Annotated in this window: 21 protein-coding genes; 6 read left to right on the forward strand and 15 right to left on the reverse strand. The window is 64.9% G+C overall.

The genetic code is table 11. The features are described 5' to 3' along the window. Window positions 1–126: 126 nt before the first annotated feature. Together xrtP and ACIBTM_RS17145 are read left to right on the forward strand one after the other, a co-directional pair. Complete coding sequence (gene xrtP / locus ACIBTM_RS17140) at window positions 127–630, forward strand: exosortase P (protein ID WP_038519723.1); 504 nt, start codon at window positions 127–129, stop codon at window positions 628–630. After that, a complete protein-coding gene (locus tag ACIBTM_RS17145; RefSeq protein WP_395877576.1) occupies window positions 630–2018 on the forward strand; it encodes a glycosyltransferase in 1389 nt (462 codons plus the stop codon). The genes xrtP and ACIBTM_RS17145 overlap by 1 nt, the downstream gene beginning before the upstream one ends. Window positions 2019–2032: 14 nt before the next feature. Here the strand turns inward: ACIBTM_RS17145 and ACIBTM_RS17150 are convergent, their stop codons facing one another. Beyond that, window positions 2033–3928, reverse strand: a complete 1896-nt coding sequence (locus ACIBTM_RS17150; RefSeq protein ID WP_395877578.1) for an N-acetylmuramoyl-L-alanine amidase — start codon at window positions 3926–3928, stop codon at window positions 2033–2035. Window positions 3929–4070: 142 nt separating this feature from the next. On the opposite strand from ACIBTM_RS17150, the gene ACIBTM_RS17155 reads away from it, so the two are divergent. After that, entirely contained in the window at window positions 4071–4721 is a 651-nt protein-coding gene (locus tag ACIBTM_RS17155; RefSeq protein ID WP_395877580.1) for an HAD family hydrolase, read from the forward strand. Window positions 4722–5064: 343 nt separating this feature from the next. On the opposite strand, the gene ACIBTM_RS17160 is transcribed toward ACIBTM_RS17155, so the two are convergent. From ACIBTM_RS17160 to ACIBTM_RS17215, 12 genes are all read right to left on the reverse strand, one after another. Further along, entirely contained in the window at window positions 5065–6453 is a 1389-nt protein-coding gene (locus tag ACIBTM_RS17160; RefSeq protein WP_395877581.1) for a tyrosine-type recombinase/integrase, read from the reverse strand. Beyond that, window positions 6450–6653, reverse strand: coding sequence for an AlpA family transcriptional regulator (locus ACIBTM_RS17165; RefSeq protein WP_016331149.1), 204 nt, complete (start codon window positions 6651–6653; stop codon window positions 6450–6452). Before ACIBTM_RS17165 ends, ACIBTM_RS17160 begins: the two co-directional genes overlap by 4 nt. 14 nt (window positions 6654–6667) lie before the next feature. Further along, a complete protein-coding gene (locus ACIBTM_RS17170; RefSeq protein WP_395877583.1) occupies window positions 6668–8287 on the reverse strand; it encodes a replication initiator in 1620 nt (539 codons plus the stop codon). Beyond that, on the reverse strand, window positions 8287–8673 hold the full coding sequence (locus ACIBTM_RS17175; protein ID WP_395877585.1) for a hypothetical protein: 387 nt from the start codon (window positions 8671–8673) through the stop codon (window positions 8287–8289). Before ACIBTM_RS17175 ends, ACIBTM_RS17170 begins: the two co-directional genes overlap by 1 nt. After that, the gene (locus tag ACIBTM_RS17180) at window positions 8670–10232 is read right to left on the reverse strand and encodes an FtsK/SpoIIIE domain-containing protein (protein WP_395877587.1); all 1563 of its coding nucleotides are present in this window, start codon (window positions 10230–10232) and stop codon (window positions 8670–8672) included. Before ACIBTM_RS17180 ends, ACIBTM_RS17175 begins: the two co-directional genes overlap by 4 nt. 308 nt (window positions 10233–10540) lie before the next feature. Next, the gene (locus ACIBTM_RS17185) at window positions 10541–10795 is read right to left on the reverse strand and encodes an AMED_5909 family protein (protein WP_395877589.1); all 255 of its coding nucleotides are present in this window, start codon (window positions 10793–10795) and stop codon (window positions 10541–10543) included. Beyond that, complete coding sequence (locus tag ACIBTM_RS17190) at window positions 10773–11030, reverse strand: hypothetical protein (RefSeq protein WP_395877590.1); 258 nt, start codon at window positions 11028–11030, stop codon at window positions 10773–10775. Before ACIBTM_RS17190 ends, ACIBTM_RS17185 begins: the two co-directional genes overlap by 23 nt. Window positions 11031–11324: 294 nt before the next feature. After that, window positions 11325–11786, reverse strand: a complete 462-nt coding sequence (locus ACIBTM_RS17195; protein WP_395877592.1) for a hypothetical protein — start codon at window positions 11784–11786, stop codon at window positions 11325–11327. Window positions 11787–11809: 23 nt separating this feature from the next. Further along, window positions 11810–12106: a hypothetical protein gene (locus ACIBTM_RS17200; protein WP_016331156.1), complete on the reverse strand. Its 297-nt coding sequence runs from the start codon at window positions 12104–12106 to the stop codon at window positions 11810–11812. 124 nt (window positions 12107–12230) lie between these two features. Then, the gene (locus ACIBTM_RS17205; RefSeq protein ID WP_395877594.1) at window positions 12231–12488 is read right to left on the reverse strand and encodes a hypothetical protein; all 258 of its coding nucleotides are present in this window, start codon (window positions 12486–12488) and stop codon (window positions 12231–12233) included. A 137-nt stretch (window positions 12489–12625) separates the two neighbouring features. Then, entirely contained in the window at window positions 12626–13186 is a 561-nt protein-coding gene (locus ACIBTM_RS17210; RefSeq protein ID WP_395877595.1) for a flavoprotein, read from the reverse strand. 5 nt (window positions 13187–13191) lie between these two features. Beyond that, a complete protein-coding gene (locus ACIBTM_RS17215; protein WP_395877597.1) occupies window positions 13192–14430 on the reverse strand; it encodes a helix-turn-helix domain-containing protein in 1239 nt (412 codons plus the stop codon). Window positions 14431–14522: 92 nt separating this feature from the next. Here ACIBTM_RS17215 and ACIBTM_RS17220 point away from each other — a divergent pair, with 92 nt between their 5' ends. After that, entirely contained in the window at window positions 14523–16643 is a 2121-nt protein-coding gene (locus ACIBTM_RS17220; RefSeq protein WP_395877599.1) for a P-loop NTPase fold protein, read from the forward strand. Between the two features lie 134 nt (window positions 16644–16777). On the opposite strand, the gene ACIBTM_RS17225 is transcribed toward ACIBTM_RS17220, so the two are convergent. Continuing rightward, complete coding sequence (locus ACIBTM_RS17225) at window positions 16778–17329, reverse strand: hypothetical protein (RefSeq protein ID WP_395877601.1); 552 nt, start codon at window positions 17327–17329, stop codon at window positions 16778–16780. A gap of 541 nt (window positions 17330–17870) precedes the next feature. On the opposite strand from ACIBTM_RS17225, the gene groES reads away from it, so the two are divergent. Beyond that, window positions 17871–18164 (forward strand): co-chaperone GroES, encoded by a 294-nt coding sequence (gene groES, locus ACIBTM_RS17230; protein ID WP_007031106.1) that lies wholly within the window; start codon window positions 17871–17873, stop codon window positions 18162–18164. Window positions 18165–18264: 100 nt separating this feature from the next. Next, complete coding sequence (groL, locus tag ACIBTM_RS17235; RefSeq protein ID WP_395877603.1) at window positions 18265–19878, forward strand: chaperonin GroEL; 1614 nt, start codon at window positions 18265–18267, stop codon at window positions 19876–19878. A 334-nt stretch (window positions 19879–20212) separates the two neighbouring features. Here the strand turns inward: groL and ACIBTM_RS17240 are convergent, their stop codons facing one another. Then, window positions 20213–20533: a WhiB family transcriptional regulator gene (locus ACIBTM_RS17240; RefSeq protein WP_007031108.1), complete on the reverse strand. Its 321-nt coding sequence runs from the start codon at window positions 20531–20533 to the stop codon at window positions 20213–20215. Window positions 20534–20758: the final 225 nt, after the last annotated feature.

The raw sequence follows: 20758 nt of genomic DNA on the forward strand, positions 1-20758 counted from the left end.
TTACTCTCGTCGGCGAGTCCCTGTCCGCTGCGCCGGATCCCCGTCGTCTGCTGCGTCTTTCCTGAGAGGGTCACCGTGGCCGTTGCGAGCGCTCCTTTGCCGAGTTTCAAGCGGTTTCCGCTGCGTATGGCGGTGCTGGCGGTGATCGCCGTCGCGGTCGGCCTGGTGCTGGCCGAGCGTCTGTATCGGGTGTTCGAAGTTCAGCTCTCCGGCCTGATACTGAGGGTTATCACCACATCGGGTGTCTTCGTCGCCGGTGAACGCGAGACTGTCTACTTTGGGTTGTCGGGCGATACTCCACTCGGGTTAAGGATGACTCCGGAATGCTCGTCGGCATTCATGCTGCTACCCCTGCTGCTGGTGACCGCCGTCATGTTGTATTTCCGTCCGGGAAATGCGAAGAGGCTGTTCACTTCGTTGGCGATTTCCGCGATCGTCGTCATTCTTGTCAATCAGATGAGGGTTTTGGCCATCGTCGGGCTCGTGAACGTGATGGGTATCGACGAAGGCTATTACTGGGGTCACACCTTGCTCGGTTCGATGGTCAGCGTCCTCGGCGGCGCGGTCGCCCTCGTCCTGTTCGTGTGGCTGAGCACCCGTAAGCCCCGCGCCGAACGCGGGACCGCCTGATGGGCGGCGGCTCGATCAAGATCCTTCTCGCGATCACGCAGGCCTTCGCGCTCACTATGAGCGTCGCGTTCATCGTGTACGTGGTCGTGATCGTCGTGCCGTACCTGCGGCGCAAACCCGCGCCCGTCGGCGACGCCGACGACTTCACCTGGCACTTCTTCGTTCCGTGCCGGGACGAACAGACCGTCATCCGGGAAACCGTGCGGTATCTGCGTTCGACGTTCCGGCAGGCGCACGTCTGGGTCGTCGACGACGACTCCGAGGACCGCACGGCCCGCGTGGTCAGGTCGATCTGGCGGCGCAACGGCGGCTACGACCCGTACCTGCACCTCGTTCCCCGGCGCCGTCCGGAAGCGCGGACGGGCAAGGGTGATGCGCTCAACGCGGCCTATCAGGCGCTCAACGACTGGATGGGCCCGGACGCGAGCCGTGACGACGTCGTCGTAGTGGTCGTCGACGCGGACGGACGGCCGGCGGAGAACTGCCTCGAGGTGTGTGCCGCGGACCATCTCTTCGGCGACGAGACGATCGGCGCCGTGCAACTGGACGTCTGGATGGGCAACGCAGGCACCCGGCCACCGGGGAAGAACTGGCTCTCCCGTGCGTTCGGGCTGAAACTGGCCCAGATGCAGGATCTCGAGTTCCGCACGGCGATCGCGGCCATCCAGACCTCGCGCGGGTTCACCGGCACGATCTCCATGGGTGGCAACGGTCAGTTCACGCGACTGTCCGCATTGGACTCGATCGCCGGACCGGACGAGCAGCCGTGGCGCGGTTCACTGCTGGAGGACTTCGAACTCGGCGTGCATCTGCTGACCGCGGGCTGGCGGACCGGCTACACGCCGGATTCCCATGTGAAACAGGAAGGTCTGTACAGCCTGCGGCGATTCCTGGTGCAGCGCACGCGCTGGGGCCAGGGCACGATGCAGTGTTCGCGGTATCTCCGGCGGATCTGGGATTCGCCGCATGTGAGCACGCTGGGCGCGGCGGAGATGATGTACTACCTCGCGCAACCGTGGATGCAGCTGCTCGGCTCGCTGCTGTACCCGATCCCGTTCCTGCTGCTGCTCTTCAGCACCGCGGGCGATCCGGCGCAGGTGTGGACCTGGTTCGCCGACGACGGCGCGTGGATCCTGTTCGCGATCTACGGCTCTTTCGGGCTGCTGCCGTTCATCGTGTGGGGCCCGATCTACCAGTACAAATGCCTGAAGAGCCGCAATTTCCTGCGCGGGATCGGGATGGGTTTCGCCTACGCGCTGTACATCTACACGTTCTACATCACGTCGTGGCGGGCGCTGTTCCGGTTGGTGCGCGGCCGCAACGGCTGGTCGAAGACGCGGCGGAACACCGAGCACGCCCCCGGGGTCAAGGTCGCGCTGGACTCCTGACCCCGGGGACGGCTTCAGACGGCGGGCAGGATCCGGACGTCGTCCGCCTTCACGAAGGCGATGCGGTGTCCGAACTGGATTTGCACGTACTTCGTCTTGCCCTTGACGACCACGTGGTTCGCCGGGTCGAACGTCGTCGCCGAGTAGTACTCGGAACCGAGGACGTTGCCGAGCGAGTACCGCTGCCCGGCCGAGAACGTGTACGGCAGCGGGATCACCTGCTGCACCGGCACGTTCGCCGGGTAGGCCGCCGCCTCGGGATACGCGCGCCCGAACACCGGCACGGTCGCCAGACCGGGCTTCGGCGTGACCACCAGGCCGAACGCCGGGCTCGTCGTGCGCTGGTCGCGGAACCAGCCCTTCTGGCCGAGGTACCAGATCGCCGTCCAGCCGTCACGCCGCTCGGCGACCACGTAGCGCTGGCCGGTCTCCGCGCGGCTGCCGATGTCGGAAACGGCCATCGTGCTCGCCGAACCGTCCGGGCGCAGGCCGATGTCCTTGAGCAGCGGTGCCGAGTCGTGCGGCTCGCTGCGCAGCACGACCGAACCGGAACCCCTTGCCGGGCAAGGCTTTCCTGCGGTCTCGCAACCGGTGAACGCGGGCTGGTTCGTGGCGAAGTCCGGCGTGATGGTCACCAGCGGCGAGCCGGGACGGCCGAAACCGGACAGCGGCGCGCCCATCAGGTCGAAGTAGTGCGCCCAGTCCCAGTACGGGCCCGGATCCCAGTGCATGCCCTTGATGGTCGAGGGGATCGTGCCGGGGACGTTGTCGTGGCCGAGGATATGCGCGCGGTCGAGCGGGATGTCGTACTTCCGCGCGAGGTAGCCGACGAGCTTCGCGGACGTGCGGTACATCGCCTCCGTGTACCAAGTGCCCTTCGCGGCGAAGCCCTCGTGCTCGATGCCGACGGACTTCGCGTTGACGTACCAGTTGCCCGCGTGCCAGGCGACGTCCTTGGTCGGCACGTGCTGCGCGATCTGGCCGTCCGAGGAGCGGATCGTGTAGTGCCAGCTCACGTACGTCGGGTCGGTGACAAGGTCCATCGCCGTGTCCCAGTAGCCCTCGGTGTCGTGGACGATGATGTATTCGACCTTTTGGCTCTTCGGCCGGTCCGCCTTGTCGTGGTTGCCGTAGTCGTTGTCCGGCAGCTCCTGGTACGGCGCCGGCACCGAAAGGCACGAGACCTTCTTCGGGCACTCGGTCTTCGGGGCTTCCGCCTGGGTGCGCGCCGGGCTCACCGGTGACGCGGCGAGGGTGACGTTCTGGCCGTCGTCGGTCCTGCGGCTGATGCCCTTGGAGATGGTGTCGAAGACTTCGTCGGCGAAGGACTGCGCTCCCTCGGCGTCCTTCGCGCCGCTGTACCGCGCGACGGCGGCCCGCCAATCGCCGGTTTCGCGCTGGTACTTCGCCAGCAGGGCGGCGCCACCGCGGATGTTCTGGGTGGTGTTCGTGCGCAGCGTCGCGACGTCCTGGCCGATCAGCGTGGCCGCCTCGTCGATGGTCTGGAGACCGGGCGGGGGAGGCTTCGGCGCCGGGGTCGACGGGAGTTTCGCCTGGCGGGCATCGTCTCCGCGGGGATCCTCCTCGCCTTCGTCGTGATGCGTGCCCGTGCCCGCTTCACGCAGGTCGGTCAGGTGCATCGGGCCGTACCCGGCGGACGTGCTCGGGGTGCCGGCGTTGAAATCCCAGCGCGACTCCAGGAAGGAGACGCCGAGCAGGACGTTCTCGGGGACGCCGAACTCCTGCGCGGCGGCCGCGAAGTCCCGCTGACGCTGTTGGTCCGCCGGGGCGGCGTCGGCGGGTACAGCGGCGAGAAGGCCGGCGGCGAGGCTGAGGATCGCGAGCCCGGCGGTCCGTTTGGACCGGCGGCGGAGCGGCTCCAGGGAAACGGGACGGAAGGGACGCGGCATGGGCGTATACCCCCAGTGACTAGGTCTGCTGAACAGGACCGACCCCAATGGTCGGAACCTAACCAGAAACCGGCTTCGTCCGTAAGGTCCCTCCGGATCGCGATTAGCCCGCTAAACGCAGGTCGGTGGCAAGGTGGGGGGCATGGGTGGGGTGCGGGAGCTTCTGCAGGAGAAGGACCATGTCTTCCTCGACTTCGACGGCCCGGTGTGCGACGTGTTCGCCAGACTGCCGGCGAGCGAGGTGGCCGACAGGCTGAAACGCCTCGTCGAGCCCGAGCCGATCGCCTCGGCCGATCCGTTCGACGTGCTCCGGTACGCGGTCTCGTGCGGTCCGAACGCCGGGCACGTCGTCGAGCGGCAGCTCAGTCGCTTCGAAGGGGAGGCCGTCGCGCAGACCTCGCCGTCGCCCGGTGTCGCGGACGTGCTCCGTGACTGGCGTGCGCAGGGGTTCACGGTGACGATCGTCAGCAACAACTCCGTCGACGCGGTCAGGTCCTTCCTGGGGCTGCACGACCTCGCCGAGTTCGTTCGCGGGATCAGCGCGCGGACGACGAGCGACCCGGCGCGCCTCAAGCCTCACCCCGCGCTCCTCGACGCGGCGGTGAAGGCTCTCGGCACGTCGCCGGGGCAGTGCGTCATGGTCGGCGACTCGGCCGCGGACATCCTGGCCGCTCGCGCCGCCGGTGTCGCATCGATCGCTCTCGCGAGGACGCCCGCGAAGCGCAAGGCCCTCGCCGCCCTCGCCCCCGATGCCCTGGTGACCGACCTCGCCGACCTGCGTTTAGCGGGCTAAACGCGATCCGGTGGAACCGGGACGGAACAAAACGCCCGGTCAGGCGCCCGGAGGCCGAGTTTTCCCGGGGTGAGCGGACCCTCCTTGCGAAGCTGGCACTCACATGGCTAGAAGTCTCGCGGAATTTTGGTCACTCAAGGTGATATGAAAGACGCCTGCTTGAGGCATATTTTGGGCGTCTGCCAGGCGAAACGGCAGATTGTCGAAAAATGGCGTCTGGGACTGTCTGTGACGATCACCGGCCGATTGGTGGTGTCCACGGAACAGTCACGGAACAAGTCCGGGACGCGAACATGCCCCCGGACCTGGTGTTTCATCCGAGGGCATATCCACCGTACCGCGCCTAGTCGAGGTCATCGTCTAGGAACATCTCGATCTTGCGATTCGCCGTCGACCGGGTTCCGTGGACGAACTTCGCGTAGACCTTCGTCAGCATGTCCACCGTGTGCCCCGCCCGGTCCGCCACGTCAGGGAGCGGTACACCGGCCGCGATCCACGACGAGACGGCAGCGTGACGTAAGTCATATGGGCGTCCGGCCAGCATCGAACCCGCCAGGCGAGGCGGCAGACCCAGCAGCCGAGCCCGGCGCCAGATATCCGTGTACGAAGCGTTACTGATCGGGGCACCGCCCTTGCCCCAGAACAGCCGCCCGTCCGGCCCGGTCCCGACCTCGTCCAAATGATCGAGGAAGAGCCGGACGAGTACCGGCGGGATCGGCACAGTCCGGGTCGCCGTGTCCGCCCGATGCTTCAGCGATCGAACTTGGTACGTCTGTCCGTCGTCGCTGTACCGCGCTGCTGACCGACCGAGCGAGTTTGGAAGCACAAGCGCGCCCCATCCGGTCCGAGGCAACTCGCAATGTTGCTCCGCCAGAAACCGAGCCTCGCTCGGACGGATACCGCCGTAGTAGAGCGCCGCGAAGAACGGCCGCCACGATCGGTTCCGCCCGCGCGGCCGGACGTAGCTCACTGAGGCAAGCAGCTCCCGAGCCTGAAGCGGGTTCACGACGACGCCGGGGTCAACGGCCTGCACATCCCGGAACTTGACCAGGTTCAGCCCAGAGAACGGGTTCTCACCGAGATACGTCTTGTCGACCGCGAACCCGAGCGCCTGCACAAGCGCGCCCTTCCTGGTGTCCACCGTGCTGTTCGCTGCTCGCTTGCCGTCCAGGTTGGTCCGAAGCGCTCGCCCGACCTCTGTCACGCCGTCCTGATCGGCCAGTTCGACGACCTGACGCGAATGGTCCGCAAGCCACGCCGCAAGCTCCAGTCCCTCCGGTGTCGGTTCAACGGTCGCCCCATCCGGAGGGAGCGCAAACGTAGTCAGCAAGCGCCGGATCACGGCAGGTTCAGCGTCCGGTTCCTCCGTCAGAAACCCTTGCACCGCAACGGCTAACCCGTCGACAAGACGCCCGCGCGAGTTCGGTGACAGGTCGGGCCAAACGTGATTCAGGTACTCACGGGCGACCCGGAGCAACGTCGGTGATCGCTCCTTCCGGTACATCGACTCCGGAAGCCCGGTCTCGATATCGAACGCCTCACCGCGGTTCATGGCCTGTTGGAGCTTGGACAGCTCGGCCTTGGCTAAAGCCTTGGTAGTGAACCATTGTGAGTGCTCTCGACCAGCAGTGATCCAGCGGACGCCGTAGGGACGTCGCCGTTTCTTGCCGGTCTTGCTATCTGGCGGCCTAGTGGTGACTTCCCACAGTCGGACCTGATGCGTCGGTTTCATGCGGCGCGCTCCTGCCTGCCGTTCAACCACTCACGCACCGCCGACAGTGCGAACCGCAAATGACCGTTGGGCAGCTTGATCGCAGGAGGAGCCGTGTTGATCTCCCGCCACTCATAGAGCGTGTCCCGGCTGATGCCGAGGAAATCGCAGAGCTCGGGAGTGCTGAGAAGGGTGTCCAGTCGTGCAACGTTGTCGTTCATGTCGTCCCCCAAAGTCAGGCAGCGAGCGGAGTTGCCGAAAGATCTGGCGGACTCTGCGCGGCTAGCAGTGCCTTGTCGTACTCGGCTTTCCAGGTGATGCGTTCCGAGATCGCGTGCATCACCAGGTGGTCCCGAGGTGGCAAGGACGGATCCCCGGAGTCGACCTTGCGCCAGACCAACCGAGCCGGGTCCGGTGCCGGTTTCTCGATCCCGACCGCCGCCAGCGCCTCCAGGACGAACGCCTTCCGGTCCGCCTTGTGGTCGACGAGCGTCTTCCCCGACCACTTGCGCGACACCAGCACTCGTCGACCTGGCAGACCGAGCGTGGTCCGCCGATGCGCCCTTCCTTTGCAGTGCCCTGGTGTGGTCTTTCCGTTGGCGCCCTTGGGGTTGATGCCGTAGAGCAGCCACACCGCGCAGCGAGGCGAGCAGGGTGTCACCGACAGTTCCGCGTGTAACCGGTCGTGGTGGTCCTTCTGCCGGGTGGTGTCGGCTTCGACGACCTCACCGGTGGATTTGGTGAGGTATTTGGTCAGGTAGCCGATGTGCCGTCCGGCTTCTTCGGTGCCGCCGAGGATGCCCTTGGAGTGCACCTGATGGCCGAAGGTGACCACGTGCGCCGGGTCTTCCACGGCCTCTACGGCGTCGTCCCAGTCGGTCAGTGATTCGCGGGTGTCGGGGTCGACGAACACGCGGCGGTCGCCGTCCCAGAGCGGCAGTCGGTCGACGTAGACGACCTGGTCATGGTTGGGCCACCAGACCTGGTGATAGGTCGCTTCGGTGACTTGGCGGATGACGTCGTGCGGCACCGATCCCCGGATGGCCGCGTGCAGGTGTGGAGCCGCGCGGCGTTGGGGTTCGACGGTGGCGAAGTACTGCGCGTCCCAGCCCACGACCCGCCGCAGGTTCTGCCACCACCTGTCCACCAGGGCCGAGAAGTGCACCGCGTCCCGAGCCGCCCGCCGGTAGTTATAGGTCGACGGGTCGACCGGTGCGCCATCGGAACGGACTGGGCCGTAGGTGTCGCAGGTGAGCGTGACGAACATTGACGGCCGGAACCGTCCCGCGTACTCACGGCCCACGGTGGTCTTGGCGACCTTGCGGCGAGGCAGGTTCGGCGCGTCCTGCCGCCGCTTGGTCGAGCGCTTCACCGCCTTCTTCGTGGGCAGGTCGATCGAGGGGAGGCGACCGCGCATCCCGAGTTGCCGAAGTTCGTCGTCGACGCCCTGGATCTCCTCCCGCAGCTCGTCGGCCTCCGCCTGGTTTGTCTCTTGCCGGTAGGCGGCGACGAGGTCAGCCCGGAACGCCAACAGCTCTGTTTGGGTTTCGGAGGGCGGCTCTGGGGTGAAGTCCGGTTCGGTGTCGATGTGCCAGCCCTCGCGGCACTGAACCTGTCGCAGCGCCTTCGCTTTCCGGGCACACGGCAGGCACACCGATTCCACGGTCGAGCCACACGGAACGGGGACGTAGCGAAGCTCTCCGGTCTCGGCGTCGCCCACCTCCATCGTGAACGGCCGGACACAAACCCCGTGCTTCTCAGCCGTCGCCTTCACCACGTCCGAGGCCAGCGGTTCCCGCATCCGAGCGGCCCGGGTTTTGGCCGGCATGGTCACCGCGGATTCCTGGCTACTCATCAGGCGGCCACCTCCCCAGGGGCGTTCCACTGCCGCAGCACGAACACCGGCATCTCCTGCCGCATCCCCGCAGGCAGATCCGGGAAGGTCGCTTCGTCGAACCAGACGCCGCCGAAGACCACCACCGGGATGCCGCAGGGAGTCCGGCCGCTGAGTTCCAGGTGCACCGACCCGCCGCCCGGAGGACGCCACAGCGAGGCCGTCACGTCGTCGAGCGAGGCAGCCCAGGTGAGCAGGCCACGGGCGACGTCCTCCAGGCGGTCGGAGTCGAGTTGCACAGTGATCGGATCAGGACCCACCCCGACCCGGACCGAGGCGGCCGGAGGCAGGGCGAACGAGTCCAGGTGGTCGCGGATCGCGTCGAGGAAGACCATCAGCCGGTTCATGCCGCCCTCCCCTCGGAGATGATGTGAGCGCCGCCGTTGGTCACGTAGGTCTCCAGGGCCTTGATCTCCTCGTCGGCGACCCATCCGGCCCGGACGCGCAGGGGTTCGCGGACGCCTTCGCCCCAGACGTAGCCGACACCGGCTTCGGAATCGCCGATGCGGTTTGCCCACGCGCCGCGTTCGTAAGCGCCGTCGCCGAGGACCATGCCGACGTGGGTCTTGGAGGTCACCCGCAGGCACACGCGGCGGGGGAACAGCTCACGAACCGGGACGGTGTCTTTTGTGGGTTCCTGGACGTAGCCGCGCACCGTGATTCCCAAGGCCCTGCCCTGTGTGGTGAGGAGCGCGACCTTTTCCACGATCGCGTCGCGGGTCTTGCGGTCGGTGTACTTGGTCAGCGCGCCGATCTCGTCGAACTCCAGGACCTCTAGCGGATGCTTGACGCTGATCGGGATCATGCGCACGCGTCCAGCGAATTCGTGCTTGCGGGCTTCCATCTCCTCAAGGAGGCCGTCGAGGAGTTCGAGCGCCTGCTTGCCGGTCACCGCGTACCGGGTGAAGATCCCGTGTCCGTAGGCGAGTTCCATTCCCTTGGGATCGATGCCGGACACCCGGACCACACCGGACCGGATCGCGGGTGCGGCCGACACCAGCGGGCACCACATGACCGAGTTCTTGCCCGATCCGGTCGCGCCAGCGGTCAGGCAGTGCGCACCCGAGCCGACCAGCGGAACCCGCCAGTCCGAGCCGTACTCGGTGGTCCCGGACCAGACGTGCCGCAGATCCACGCCGAGCCCATCAGGGGACACCAGGTCAGGAACCGGCAGGGAGGTCACCGCGGATTTGAGTAGGTCCCGGCGCTGGAAGTCGATGGAGACCACGTTGGGCTCCAGTTCCCGCACCTGGCACCGCTTGACCTTGCGCGCCACCGCCAGCGCCCGCGCGGCCTCGTCGAAGTCCTCAGGCTTCTGCCCCGGAACGAGCTGCACCCGCACCTCATCCCACGACGGCCCCGACCGGACCTTGAGCACCATCGGCACCTGAACGGCCCGTGACGCCGAGGCGGCCTTGCGGGACAGCAAACGTCGACGGCCGACCAGGTTCACCGTCACTTCCACCGGCAGGGTCTCGTCCCGGATGCTCAGCCCGCAGGCGTGCAGCCAGGCCGGGAGCTTGCGCGCGTAGACCGCCCAACGCATCCACCAGGACCGGAGGAACCGGCCGCAGTGGTGGTCATAGGACACGACGTCGATCAGCCGCCACGACGCCAGCACAGCGACGACCGAGCCCGTCACGATCGCCAGGGACAGCCACCCGAGGTACTGCCACCACGCCACGAGCGCCACCATTGTAAGACTGGTCCGCCAGCGCGTGACGACTTGCTTCCCCAGCCACAGCAACGATTTCAGCAGCCACCAGAGGGCGATGAACACCAGCGCGGCCGCCGCCAGGACTTCCAGAATCGTGGCGAGCGCGCGACCGATCTTGTGCAGTAGCCACACCGCCACGCCGAGCACTCCGCCGCCGACGAGAAGAAAACCGATCCCGTTCGTGTTCATCGACGACCACCGCCGGTCAGGTCCAGCGGAAGCATTCCCTGACAGGGAGCGCATTCCTTCTCGCCGGGCAGCAGCTTCGCGAACCGCTTACAGACTGTGCAGCGCGTTCGGGTGACCCCGTCTAGCGCACGGTTGTTGCCATCGTTTAGCGTTGTCATTGTTCACTTCCAGTGGTTGTGGACAGCGCAGGAGCGGCAAGGTTGGTAGCCGGATTCCGCTTCTGCGCCTTACAGGACAAGAAAAGCGTTTGAGGACGTGTTTTTACGCCGCACGTCCCCGCGTGCGTTTTTCGCTCTGTCATTCAGGTTTCAGCTAGCTTTCGACTTTCCCTCTTGGATCTGCGCGGCCACCTCCTCGGCCTTGCGTTCCTCGTAGCCGACCCAGTAGCGGAGTTCGTGGTGGTGACCTCGGTCTACATCGGACACAGCGCGGTACATGCGCGCGTTCTCCTTGTGGAATTTCAGCCACGTCGCCAGGTTCGAACCGGGCTGTGGACGACGAGCGGAAGCGACGGCGTGCGCGTCTGCCAGCGTCTGCGGCTCATTCCGGCCCGGGGTCGTCACCGCACACCTCCTCGGCTGTCGCGTGCTTGTCGAGGAACACGGCCAGTTCGTCCGCGCTGTCGCGGATTTGGCGAAGGAGCCGGATGAATTCCGGCCACTCGGTCGGGTCGGACGGTGGCAGGATCGCCAGGCTGTCCGGGTCGAGGTAGATCACCAGGGCCGGGTTCGCCGAACCATTGCCCTGCATCCCCGCGACCGCCTGCGGCCCCGGCTTCCACATCGCGTTGAACGCCACGGCCTTGTCCCTCCTCACTCTGTGCGCGGATCTCCCACGACCGCGCGTTCTCCTCGAATCCCTCAGCCGCCGCTGTCACGGCCGCGAGCACCCACCACGGCAACTGGCCTTCCGAAGCGAGGTCCCGCCAGGCCGACGCCACCGCGAGGGAAGCGACGGCTAGGTCATGCGCCGCCACGGGGTCGACCGCGTGTGCCCTCAGTGCGCTGTAGTGGTGGTAGGCCATCTCCCACGCCTGGACCAGGTGCGGAGGAACCACGGCCACACGGTGGCTCCCCGGCACCCCGCCCGGCATCACGCAGCCTTGGGCGTCGACTCAGCGGAACCTGAGGCCCGGCCCGACTTCGACGCACCGCTAGCGGCCGCAGCCTTGAAGCCGGTCGCGCGGAATGTGTACGACTGGTACTTGAACTCGCCCTGACCAGCCACCTTCGGCTCAGCCGTCAGGCCCTCCAGTTCGATCGGCCGCATGCCCGGCAGCACCTCCGACGTCGTCGGCACCGGCTGCACATCGGCCAGCAGCGTGATCTCGAACGACGCGCGCTTCGCCTTGACCTCGTCCGGGTCGGTCACGGTGACCTTCCACTGACGCTTGCCCGTCACCTCGTCGACCCGCTGCCGAGCCGGACGACCCGCAGCCCGGTCCTCACGCGACTGGTACTCGTTGTCCGGCGACACCTCACCGACCATGACCAAGCCCTGCCCGAACGCCTCGTCGAACTCGATGGGGAACCGGAAACCCTTGTAGATAGCCATTTATTGCTCCTAAGTGCGTGTGATCAGTCGTTCTTGCGCGTGACGGCGTCATCGGCAGCGTCGGACCACTGGTCATGGAAGGAAGAGGAATGCGAGCGCGTGCGGTGCTGGGTTTCGCACCACTCGCTGAACTCGCTGGCAGCGGCCGCGAGACTCTGCGCGAACCGTGCGGTGTCCATCAGGCCGCCGATACGGGCGGGTACCTGGACGATGAAGGAGGTCTCTTCACTTCCGGCGACGAGCTGACGGACGCCAGGAGAGGGTGAAACCACCGCCGCGCCGTAGCCGACGAGGGGCTGAATCACCACGTGAATGCCCATGTGTGCTCTCCCGGTGTCTCGGTCTCGGCGAGCCCGGTCGGGCGCGCTGGACACAGGAGACACCCAGTGAGGAGGCTCACCCCGGACAAACTGTCCGGGTAGGGACTGGCGGGGGAGAGCGTCCTCAGAGATGACGGCCCACCTGGCGTGACGTGGCCGGGTTCAGGAGGGCTCGGTACTCGTCGAGGAGACGGAAGAACACCTTCAGCGGTTCCTCGCCGTCGGCATGCTCTTCGATGGCAACCGCCCACCCCGCACACATCGACCAGCCAAAGCGAGCCTCGATCCATTGGGCGAACGGACCGACAGCCCCCATCGCGAACTTCTCATCGAGTCCGTGAACGTCCAGGGCGACGCCGTAGCCGAAGAGGATGCTCTCCAAGTCCCGCAAGGACCGCTGCCGGAGCCACATCCCCGGCCGAAGCCGGATCTGGTCGAGGATTTCTTGAACGTCCTGACACTGATCGATGGGTTTCGGCCGTTCCCCAGATGCAGCTGTCACACGTCGATTTTACCGAGCTAGCCCGGCGTCGGGACCGCTGCGTTCACCGCGGAAAGTACGGCTGACCAGGGCAGCTCGCGGCCCGGAGCGCTCCGCGGTTCGTGCAGCGGCCACACGTCGTCCCCGTACACGAGACGGACGCCAGCGCGCCGAAGCGCGTCGATGTGGGTTTCCCAGGACGGGTGACGGGCGTGCGCGGCGTTCACGCGCGGGAAGACGACGACCGGCAGGTTCAGGGTTCCGATGGCCTCGTTGACCTGTGTCAGGGCTTGGTTGTCGGCGATGCCCATCGCGAGCTTGGCGACCATGTTCGCCGAGGCGGGCGCGACCAGGTAGCAGTCCGGGGCCGGATGCGGGCTGGTTTCGGCCGGCGAGCGGGGCTCGACCCGGACAGGGAACCCGGTGGCCTCCTCGATCTCGGCGCGGCCGCCGTTCTCGTCCAGCCAGCGGCCCGCCGTCGGGGTCAAGGTCACCGCGACTGTCCAGCCGTCCTTTTGGAGGGGCCGGATCACGCGCGGAAGAAGGTCCTCAACACCACCAGCACCCGAGCCGACCAGGCCCAGAACACGCGACGCCACCCGACCTACCTCACCGCGCCGCAGCGCTCAGCCAACGCCAACAGGGGCGAGGACTTCTTACCAGCCGTCGCCGGGGCGCGGCGATACATCGACCGCACGACCTCCCGCACGGCGGTGCTGTGCCGGACGATCCCCGGCGCTTTCTGCTCAGCTGTCAGCAGCGCCGACAACGCCTCGTCATCCTTCGCGACCAGGCTCAAGGCCCGCGCGAAGTCGATCAGGTGCGTGACCTGCCGCTCTACCGGCAGATGGTCGACGCTGATCCTCGGAGCCGACTCGATCACCTGCGAAATATCGCCCAGATCCAGCGCAGCCGACAACCGGTGCAGCTCGACGTTGGCCGGGCCGAACCCGGTCTGCCAGTGGTTGGCGTCCACGCCGAGCTGATCGGCCGCGCGGCCCGCGTGAGACAGCAGCTCGTTCGCCGTCGACCGGTCCTGTTGCCGAGCAGCGGCGACGGCCGTCCGCAGGTAGAGCATCCCGTAGAGACTCAGCGCGGCCGGATCACCCTCGCGCATCCTCGGAACCAGCCACTTCGCGGCGACGTCGCCCAGCTCAAGAGCGTCATCGAACCGGCCGACCGCCAGCAGCGCGTGAGTTCCAGACCGGGCAGCCGAGGCCAGGACCAGCGGGTCGTCTGCCTCGTCGGCTGCCTGCATGGCGCGTTCGGCCGCGATCCATGCGAGGTCGGCTTCACCGATCTTGCTCAGCGTGGTCGCGGCCAGGTGGTGAACGCGGGCCGATACCGCAGCGCAGGCTCGCCGGTAGGCCGCATCATCGGCCGAGGCGGACTCCATGCCCTGACTGGTCTTGATCAGACCCGGCAGAGCGGCCACGACACGGCCGAGGTCGCCCTTCTGGTAGCTGGACCAAGCACCTTCCACGAGCTGAGCGACCGGAGCGGGGTCGATGTACTCCGGCGACATGGCCGAGGAGAATAAGGTGCGAGACAGCCGCCGGGGAGCCATGAGCGCGTCGCGGATGGCCGGGACGTCGTCGTTCTTGTCCTCGTCCTCCATCAGCACGGGTTCGCCGAGGAGATCTCCCAGCGTCACCCGCAGACCCCGCGCGACGTCAGCCAGCACGTCCAAGCGCCGGATCTCGCGTTCACCGCGTTCGATCTTGCTCAGCCAGTCCTCAGTACGGCCCACCAGGTCAGCAAGGACCGCCTGCGACAGACCACGCCGCCGCCGGTAGAAGGCAATACGCTCCCCGATGCTGAGCTGATCACCCGCACCGCGCATACGCCCAGGTTAACAGGCGTAGGCGTTGTGGCGACTACAAAGCGGGAGTGGCCAGGTTGGCCGAGTAACCGCACAAGACTTGAGGATCCAGCATGACCACGGATGAAGAAACGATCACGGATGAGCCACTCGTTGACGCTAGCGAGGACCAGCTTCATCGTGGGCATATTGTGCGCCTGCTTGTTGACCAAGTGGAGTTTGCATGCCGAGAGGCCCCGAGTAGCGTAATAGCCCTCACAGGCGCCTGGGGTGCAGGAAAGACATCGATACTAAATATCGCTAAAGCGAAACTGAGGGAAAACTCAAGCTTTAAGCTTGTCGATTTTGCTCCATGGTTGTTTTCGGATCTCGCCTCACTTGTGGCCGGATTTTTCGAGAGTGTCAAGGGGGCGCTGCCGGGAAGAAAATTTGAGGGAACCCGTGCAAAGCTGTCGAAGTATTCATCCGCCGCTGCGCCACTAGGTAAGGTTCCAGCTCTGGTTGGCGGGCCCGACGTGTCGGCTGCGATTAAAGGTTTGGGCGATCTTCTTGCCGATACAAGTTCCCTTGAGAAGAAGCGCAATAGTATTGAAAGTGATTTACGCAAGATAGACCACAAGGTAATAATATTTATCGATGACCTGGATCGCCTTCATCCGGAAGAGCTCCTTCTCGTATTCAAGCTTATTCGATCTATAGCTCGATTCCCTAATGTCTACTACGTGCTCTCGTTTGATGAGCACACTATTCTTGATCTGCTATCCGCGACTGATCTAGCTCGCCAGGATCGGCCAAGAGCATCTGCCTATATCGAGAAGATCGTGCAGGCAAAGGTGCAAATCCCGCCCCTTCATGAAGAGCATCACGAAGACTTGTTCCTGAAGGGGATACAGTCGATTGTCAAAAGGACGGGGCAGGAAATTTCGCAGACCGAGGTAAGCGATCTGTACTACGTGACCAGAAGGTATCTTTCGCCCTGGCTCGGTACGCCTCGAAGCATACGCAAGCTGTTTACCGAGGTTCGTCAGTCCTGGGCAAGCTTGGCTGGAGAAGTTAACTTTCATGATAACTTTCTGATTAGCTTTTTGCGTATCTATGAGCCAGCTCTATACAATAGTCTTTCTGAGCTTAAGTCCAGATTGACCGGAGCTTCATTTTGGGATTTCAGCATTAAGGTCGAGCCAGCCGATCAGGCAAATTTCTGGAAAGCGCAGCTATTTAACTACGACGTTCCTGAAGTGCGCTCATCTAATATTCTTGGTGTTCTAGGAAAGTTATTCTCGTCGGCCGCGGAGGCTGAGACGGGCGTGAAGCATCAGCGTATAGTGAAAGATCTTACGCATGAAAAAAGGATTGAGTCGCCGGCCTGCTTTGATAGATATTTCCAGTTGACCATTCCTCCGGGTGACGTATCCGACAAGCTCGTGATCGACGGAATTCGTGGATACCTGGGAGGGGATAGCGGCAACGTTGCTGCGAGACGGCTTGAACTAGAGTTGCATTCGAATCCTCGTGTGTGCGTGCCGAAGATTCATATGGTAATTGACCAGGTGAGTGGCGGAAATCCGCTCAGGTTGATCGAGAATCTATCATCTATCCATGGGGCAATCGAAGATGATCGACAATTTCTTCAGGGGTCAACCGCAGATGAAATTGAGCAGGTTGTTGGAGATTTGCTTATGCGGACATCGGCTGATCAGATTGAAGTTCTCCTGGATGGCGTGGTTACGCCGAAGAACTCACTTCTTCTTGTGAATTTGGCAACAAGGCTCAAGCGTTCTAAAGAAGAAATCGACTGGCTTCCACTGCTTCACGCCAAACTTGAACCTGTATTGGAAGCGGAAGTAGATAAGATTGGCGCCTTGCCGGTTGAATCAATTGATCGGGAGGAGTTTCGTAAGTTCCTCCGCTGGGGTCAGCTTTATGGCACAGAGAAGGCTAAGATTAAAGCTCAGAATTTTGTGCAAATAGGTAATTGGTCCATGCGCGGCTACCTTGGGCAACTTGTCGGTGAAAGAACAGTGTACGGAAGTTCGGGGAACGTTAAGCTTGTCGGGGAACGCAGTCTGCATGACTTGGAAGAATTTCTTGACGTTGAATTTGCGATCACGCAGCTTGATGGGCAAATTGGGCAACCGATGGTTGATCTATCTAGCCTTACTGAACGCCCTTCAAATCAGGAAAATCGAGAAGCGTACGGTCTTGCGCTGCTTGCGACCGTGAAGGGTTCGTAGAGCCGCTTTGCCGAATTTGGCTCTATGGAATCAAGACGGCGCGCAGGCGCGCCGCCAGGGTCCGCACGGCCTGCCGCTCCGCTTCGGCCGGCGGCCCTGGCGGGCAGCGCAGTGGTGCTCGTGAGCCCGCCAACTCAATCCTTCGGCACCCTGAGGTCATCTCGCATCGCCGCCAGTAGTAGCTCTTGTGCCTCGTCAAACGTCTCTTGGGCCTGGTAGAAGGCTGCGGAGCCGAAGTCGTCCGAGTTTGGGTCAGTTGTCGACGCGCTGGCAGCCGCCGCTTCAGTATCGACTAGGTCTCCCCAGTGCCAGAGCTCGTTGTAAGCCTTATCGGCCAGCTTGTGGACTTTGGGAGTCGCGTAGAGCTCCAGGCGCAGTAGCTCCTGATAGAGGGGGTACTGCCACTCGTCGTCGAGCTCTGGGCCAAGTCCCAGGCCAGCGTCGTAGATCGTTTTCGCCATAGAGCGCAGGCGCTCGTAGAAGGCGCTGTATCCCTCGCGTCGCTGTTCGAATGTTCTTGCAGCCTCTTCTCGCTCCCAGAGAATTTGCTCATGTTCGCGTTCGCGGTTCCATTGATCACGTTCTCGTCGGTCTGCTCTACGCTGGGTGTAGATCACACCTGAGAGCGCGATGACGCCAGTCATCAAGCCAGTGATCAGGCTGCCCCACAGCGTCGGATTGGTCATGCCGTCAATCCTGGCTGATGGCGGAAGCGCTTCAAACCGTGGCCATCCCTCGCGCGCGATTTTTTAACCCCGACCCGCCGCCATCAAGGGCGCCTACGGCGTCGCTTCGCGATGAGCTTCGCTCACCCTTGACACCGTCGACCCGGCGCTAACGACGGCAGGGGCGAGGAAGATGGGGGAGTAGAGCCGCCGCTCATCTGTGCCTGTTCGCACCCGGCCGGGGTCATGGCGCCAGACGCTCAGGCGCGAGCATGGAGGACAGTCGACAGCAGGCCGAGGCTCTCCGGCGGCGGGCATACTGACTGTGAGCAGGCGAGCGCGATCGAGAGCGGCACGGAACCCTGACGGAACAAAACGGCCGGTCAGGCGCCCGGAGGCAAAGTTTCCGCAGGGTGAGCGGACCCTCCTTGCGAAGCTGGCACTCACATGGCTAGAGTGCTAATTGCACGGCCCGAACACGCCCCGGCACCCGCGACGGCGGGGGTGGTAGGAGCCGTAACTAATCCTGCCAACGCTTTCGACGACCGTGGAGGTCAACCCGGTGAGCGTGAACATCAAGCCGCTCGAGGACAAGATCGTTGTCCAGACGAGTGAGGCCGAGGAGACGACCGCTTCCGGCCTCGTCATCCCCGACACCGCCAAGGAGAAGCCCCAGGAGGGCAAGGTTCTGGCCGTGGGCCCGGGCCGCATCGACGACAAGGGCAACCGTGTCCCGCTCGACGTTTCCGTCGGCGACGTCGTCATCTACTCCAAGTACGGCGGCACCGAAGTGAAGTACAACGGTGAGGACTACTTGATCCTTTCCGCTCGCGACGTGCTGGCCGTCATCAACTGACGTCCGCTCTCAGCGCATGACGCCCCGGGCCCCGCATTGCCGGGGAACGGGGCGTTCGTGTTTTCCGAGCTTTAGAACTGGAAGGTAAGCGGAACAGGCCATGCCCAAGCAGATCAGTTTCGACGAGGACGCTCGTCGCGCGCTCGAGCGCGGGGTGAACAAGCTCGCCGACGCGGTCAAGGTCACCCTCGGCCCGCGCGGTCGCCACGTCGTGCTCGACAAGAAGTTCGGTGGCCCGACCATCACCCTCGACGGCGTCACCGTCGCTCGCGAGATCGAGCTCGACGACCCGTTCGAGAACCTCGGCGCCCAGCTCGCCAAGAGCGTCGCCACCAAGACCAACGACGTCGCCGGTGACGGCACCACGACCGCGACCGTGCTCGCGCAGTCGCTGGTGAAGGTCGGCCTGCGCAACGTCGCCGCCGGTGCCAACCCGACCGCCGTCGGCCGTGGCATCGAGGCCGCCGCGGAGAAGGTCATCGCGGTCCTCAAGGAGAAGGCGACCCCGGTCAAGGGTCGTGACAACATCGCCCAGGTCGGCACCGTCACCTCGCGTGACGCGGCCATCGGCGCCCTGCTCGGCGAAGCCGTCGAGCGGGTCGGCGAAGACGGCGTCATCACGATCGAGGAGTCGTCCACGCTGGCGACCGAGCTCGTGATCACCGAGGGTGTCCAGTTCGACAAGGGTTTCCTGTCGGCGCACTTCGCGACCAACCCGGAGGAGCAGAAGGCGATCCTCGAGGACGCCTACATCCTGCTCGTCCGCGAGAAGATCTCGTCGCTGGCCGACCTGCTCCCGGTGCTGGAGAAGGTCGTCGAGGCCAAGAAGCCGCTGCTGATCATCGCCGAGGACGTCGATGGCGAAGCGCTGTCCACCCTCGTCGTGAACTCGCTGCGCAAGACGATCACCGCCGTCGCGGTCAAGGCGCCGTTCTTCGGTGACCGCCGCAAGGCGTTCCTGGACGACCTCGCGGTCGTCACCGGTGGTGAGGTCATCTCGGCCGAGATCGGACACAAGCTGTCCGAGACCACGCTGGCCCAGCTGGGCAACGCCCGCCGGATCGTCGTCACCAAGGACGACACCACGCTCGTCGACGGTGCCGGCACCAAGGACGACATCGCGGGCCGTGTCGCGCAGATCCGCAAGGAGATCGAGAACACCGACTCCGACTGGGACCGCGAAAAGCTGCAGGAGCGGCTGGCGAAGCTCGGCGGCGGTGTCGCGGTGATCAAGGTCGGCGCGGCCACCGAGACCGAGCTGAACGAGCGCAAGCACCGCATCGAGGACGCCGTGGCTTCGACCAAGGCGGCCGTCGAAGAGGGCATCTTGCCCGGCGGTGGCTCGGCGCTCGTGCACGCGGTCAAGGAGCTCGACGGCGGCCTCGGCCTCGAGGGCGACGAAGCGACCGGTGTGCGCATCGTCCGCGACGCGCTGTCCGCCCCGTTGTTCTGGATCGCGACCAACGCGGGCCACGAGGGTGCGGTCATCGTGAACAAGGTCCAGGAGCAGGGCTGGGGGCACGGCTTCAACGCCGCCACCGGTGAGCTCACCGACCTGCTGGCCGCCGGCATCGTCGACCCGGTCAAGGTGACCCGGTCCGCGGTGGCGAACGCCGCTTCAATCGCCCGGCTCGTGCTCACGACGGAAAGCTCCGTCGTCGAGAAGCCGGTCGAGGAGGAGCCCGCCGCGGCCGGTCACGGCCACGCGCACTAGTTCCACCCCTGAAGCGGGGCGGTACTCCACTCGGAGTGCCGCCCCGTTTTCGCTGTCCCGCCCCTTCCGCGCCCGGGTCGCGTTTAGCCCGCTAAACGCGACCCGGGCGGCGGAGGGGTGCCGGCTGCAGGCAGAGCGACTTTCGCGGGCTAACTGCGATCTGACGGGCTCCCGGGCCGACCTGCGTTTAGCGGGCTAATCGCGACCCGGGCCGCGCGGGTGCCCGGCAGCGCTGACCTGCGTTTAGCGGGCTAAACGCGATCCGGTGCCCGGACAAGCGGAAGGGCGGCACCCCACCCGGATGCCGCCCTTCCGCGTTGCCGACTCGGCCGGATCAGCCGTTCGACATGCTCAATGTGCGCTTGTCCGCCTTGATGATGTGCTCGCGTTCCGATTCCGACAGCCCGCCCCAGATCCCGTACGGCTCGTGCACGGCGAGTGCGTGGTTCCGGCACATCGCCAGTACCGGGCAGGCCAGGCACACGGCTTTGGCCCGCGCCTCGCGGCGGGCTCTGGCCGGCCCGCGCTCGCCGTCAGGGTGAAAGAAGGACGCGCTGTCCATGCCTCGGCACGACCCTTCGAGCTGCCAGTCCCATACATCCGCGTTGGGCCCCGGGAGCCTGCGTGTGTCCGCCATCCTGACCGCCTCCGTCATCCGGTCGAAGCGTTTACCTGCTCTGCTGCGCTGCGGATACTCCATTCGGTGCAACGGCGGTAACGTTAGAAGCGCGCCAATACTTGTTCAAGAGATTCAAGACGATTCAGCCGTTAGGCATCCCCCGGATGTGTGAGCCCTACTTTCCGCTCCGGTTGCCCCCGTCCCGGCCTGCCTGGATATTGGGTCGAGTGGGATCTCGGACCAGCAGTGAAGAACCCACCC

Source organism: Amycolatopsis sp. NPDC049868, from assembly GCF_044461365.1.
GTDB lineage: Bacteria > Actinomycetota > Actinomycetes > Mycobacteriales > Pseudonocardiaceae > Amycolatopsis.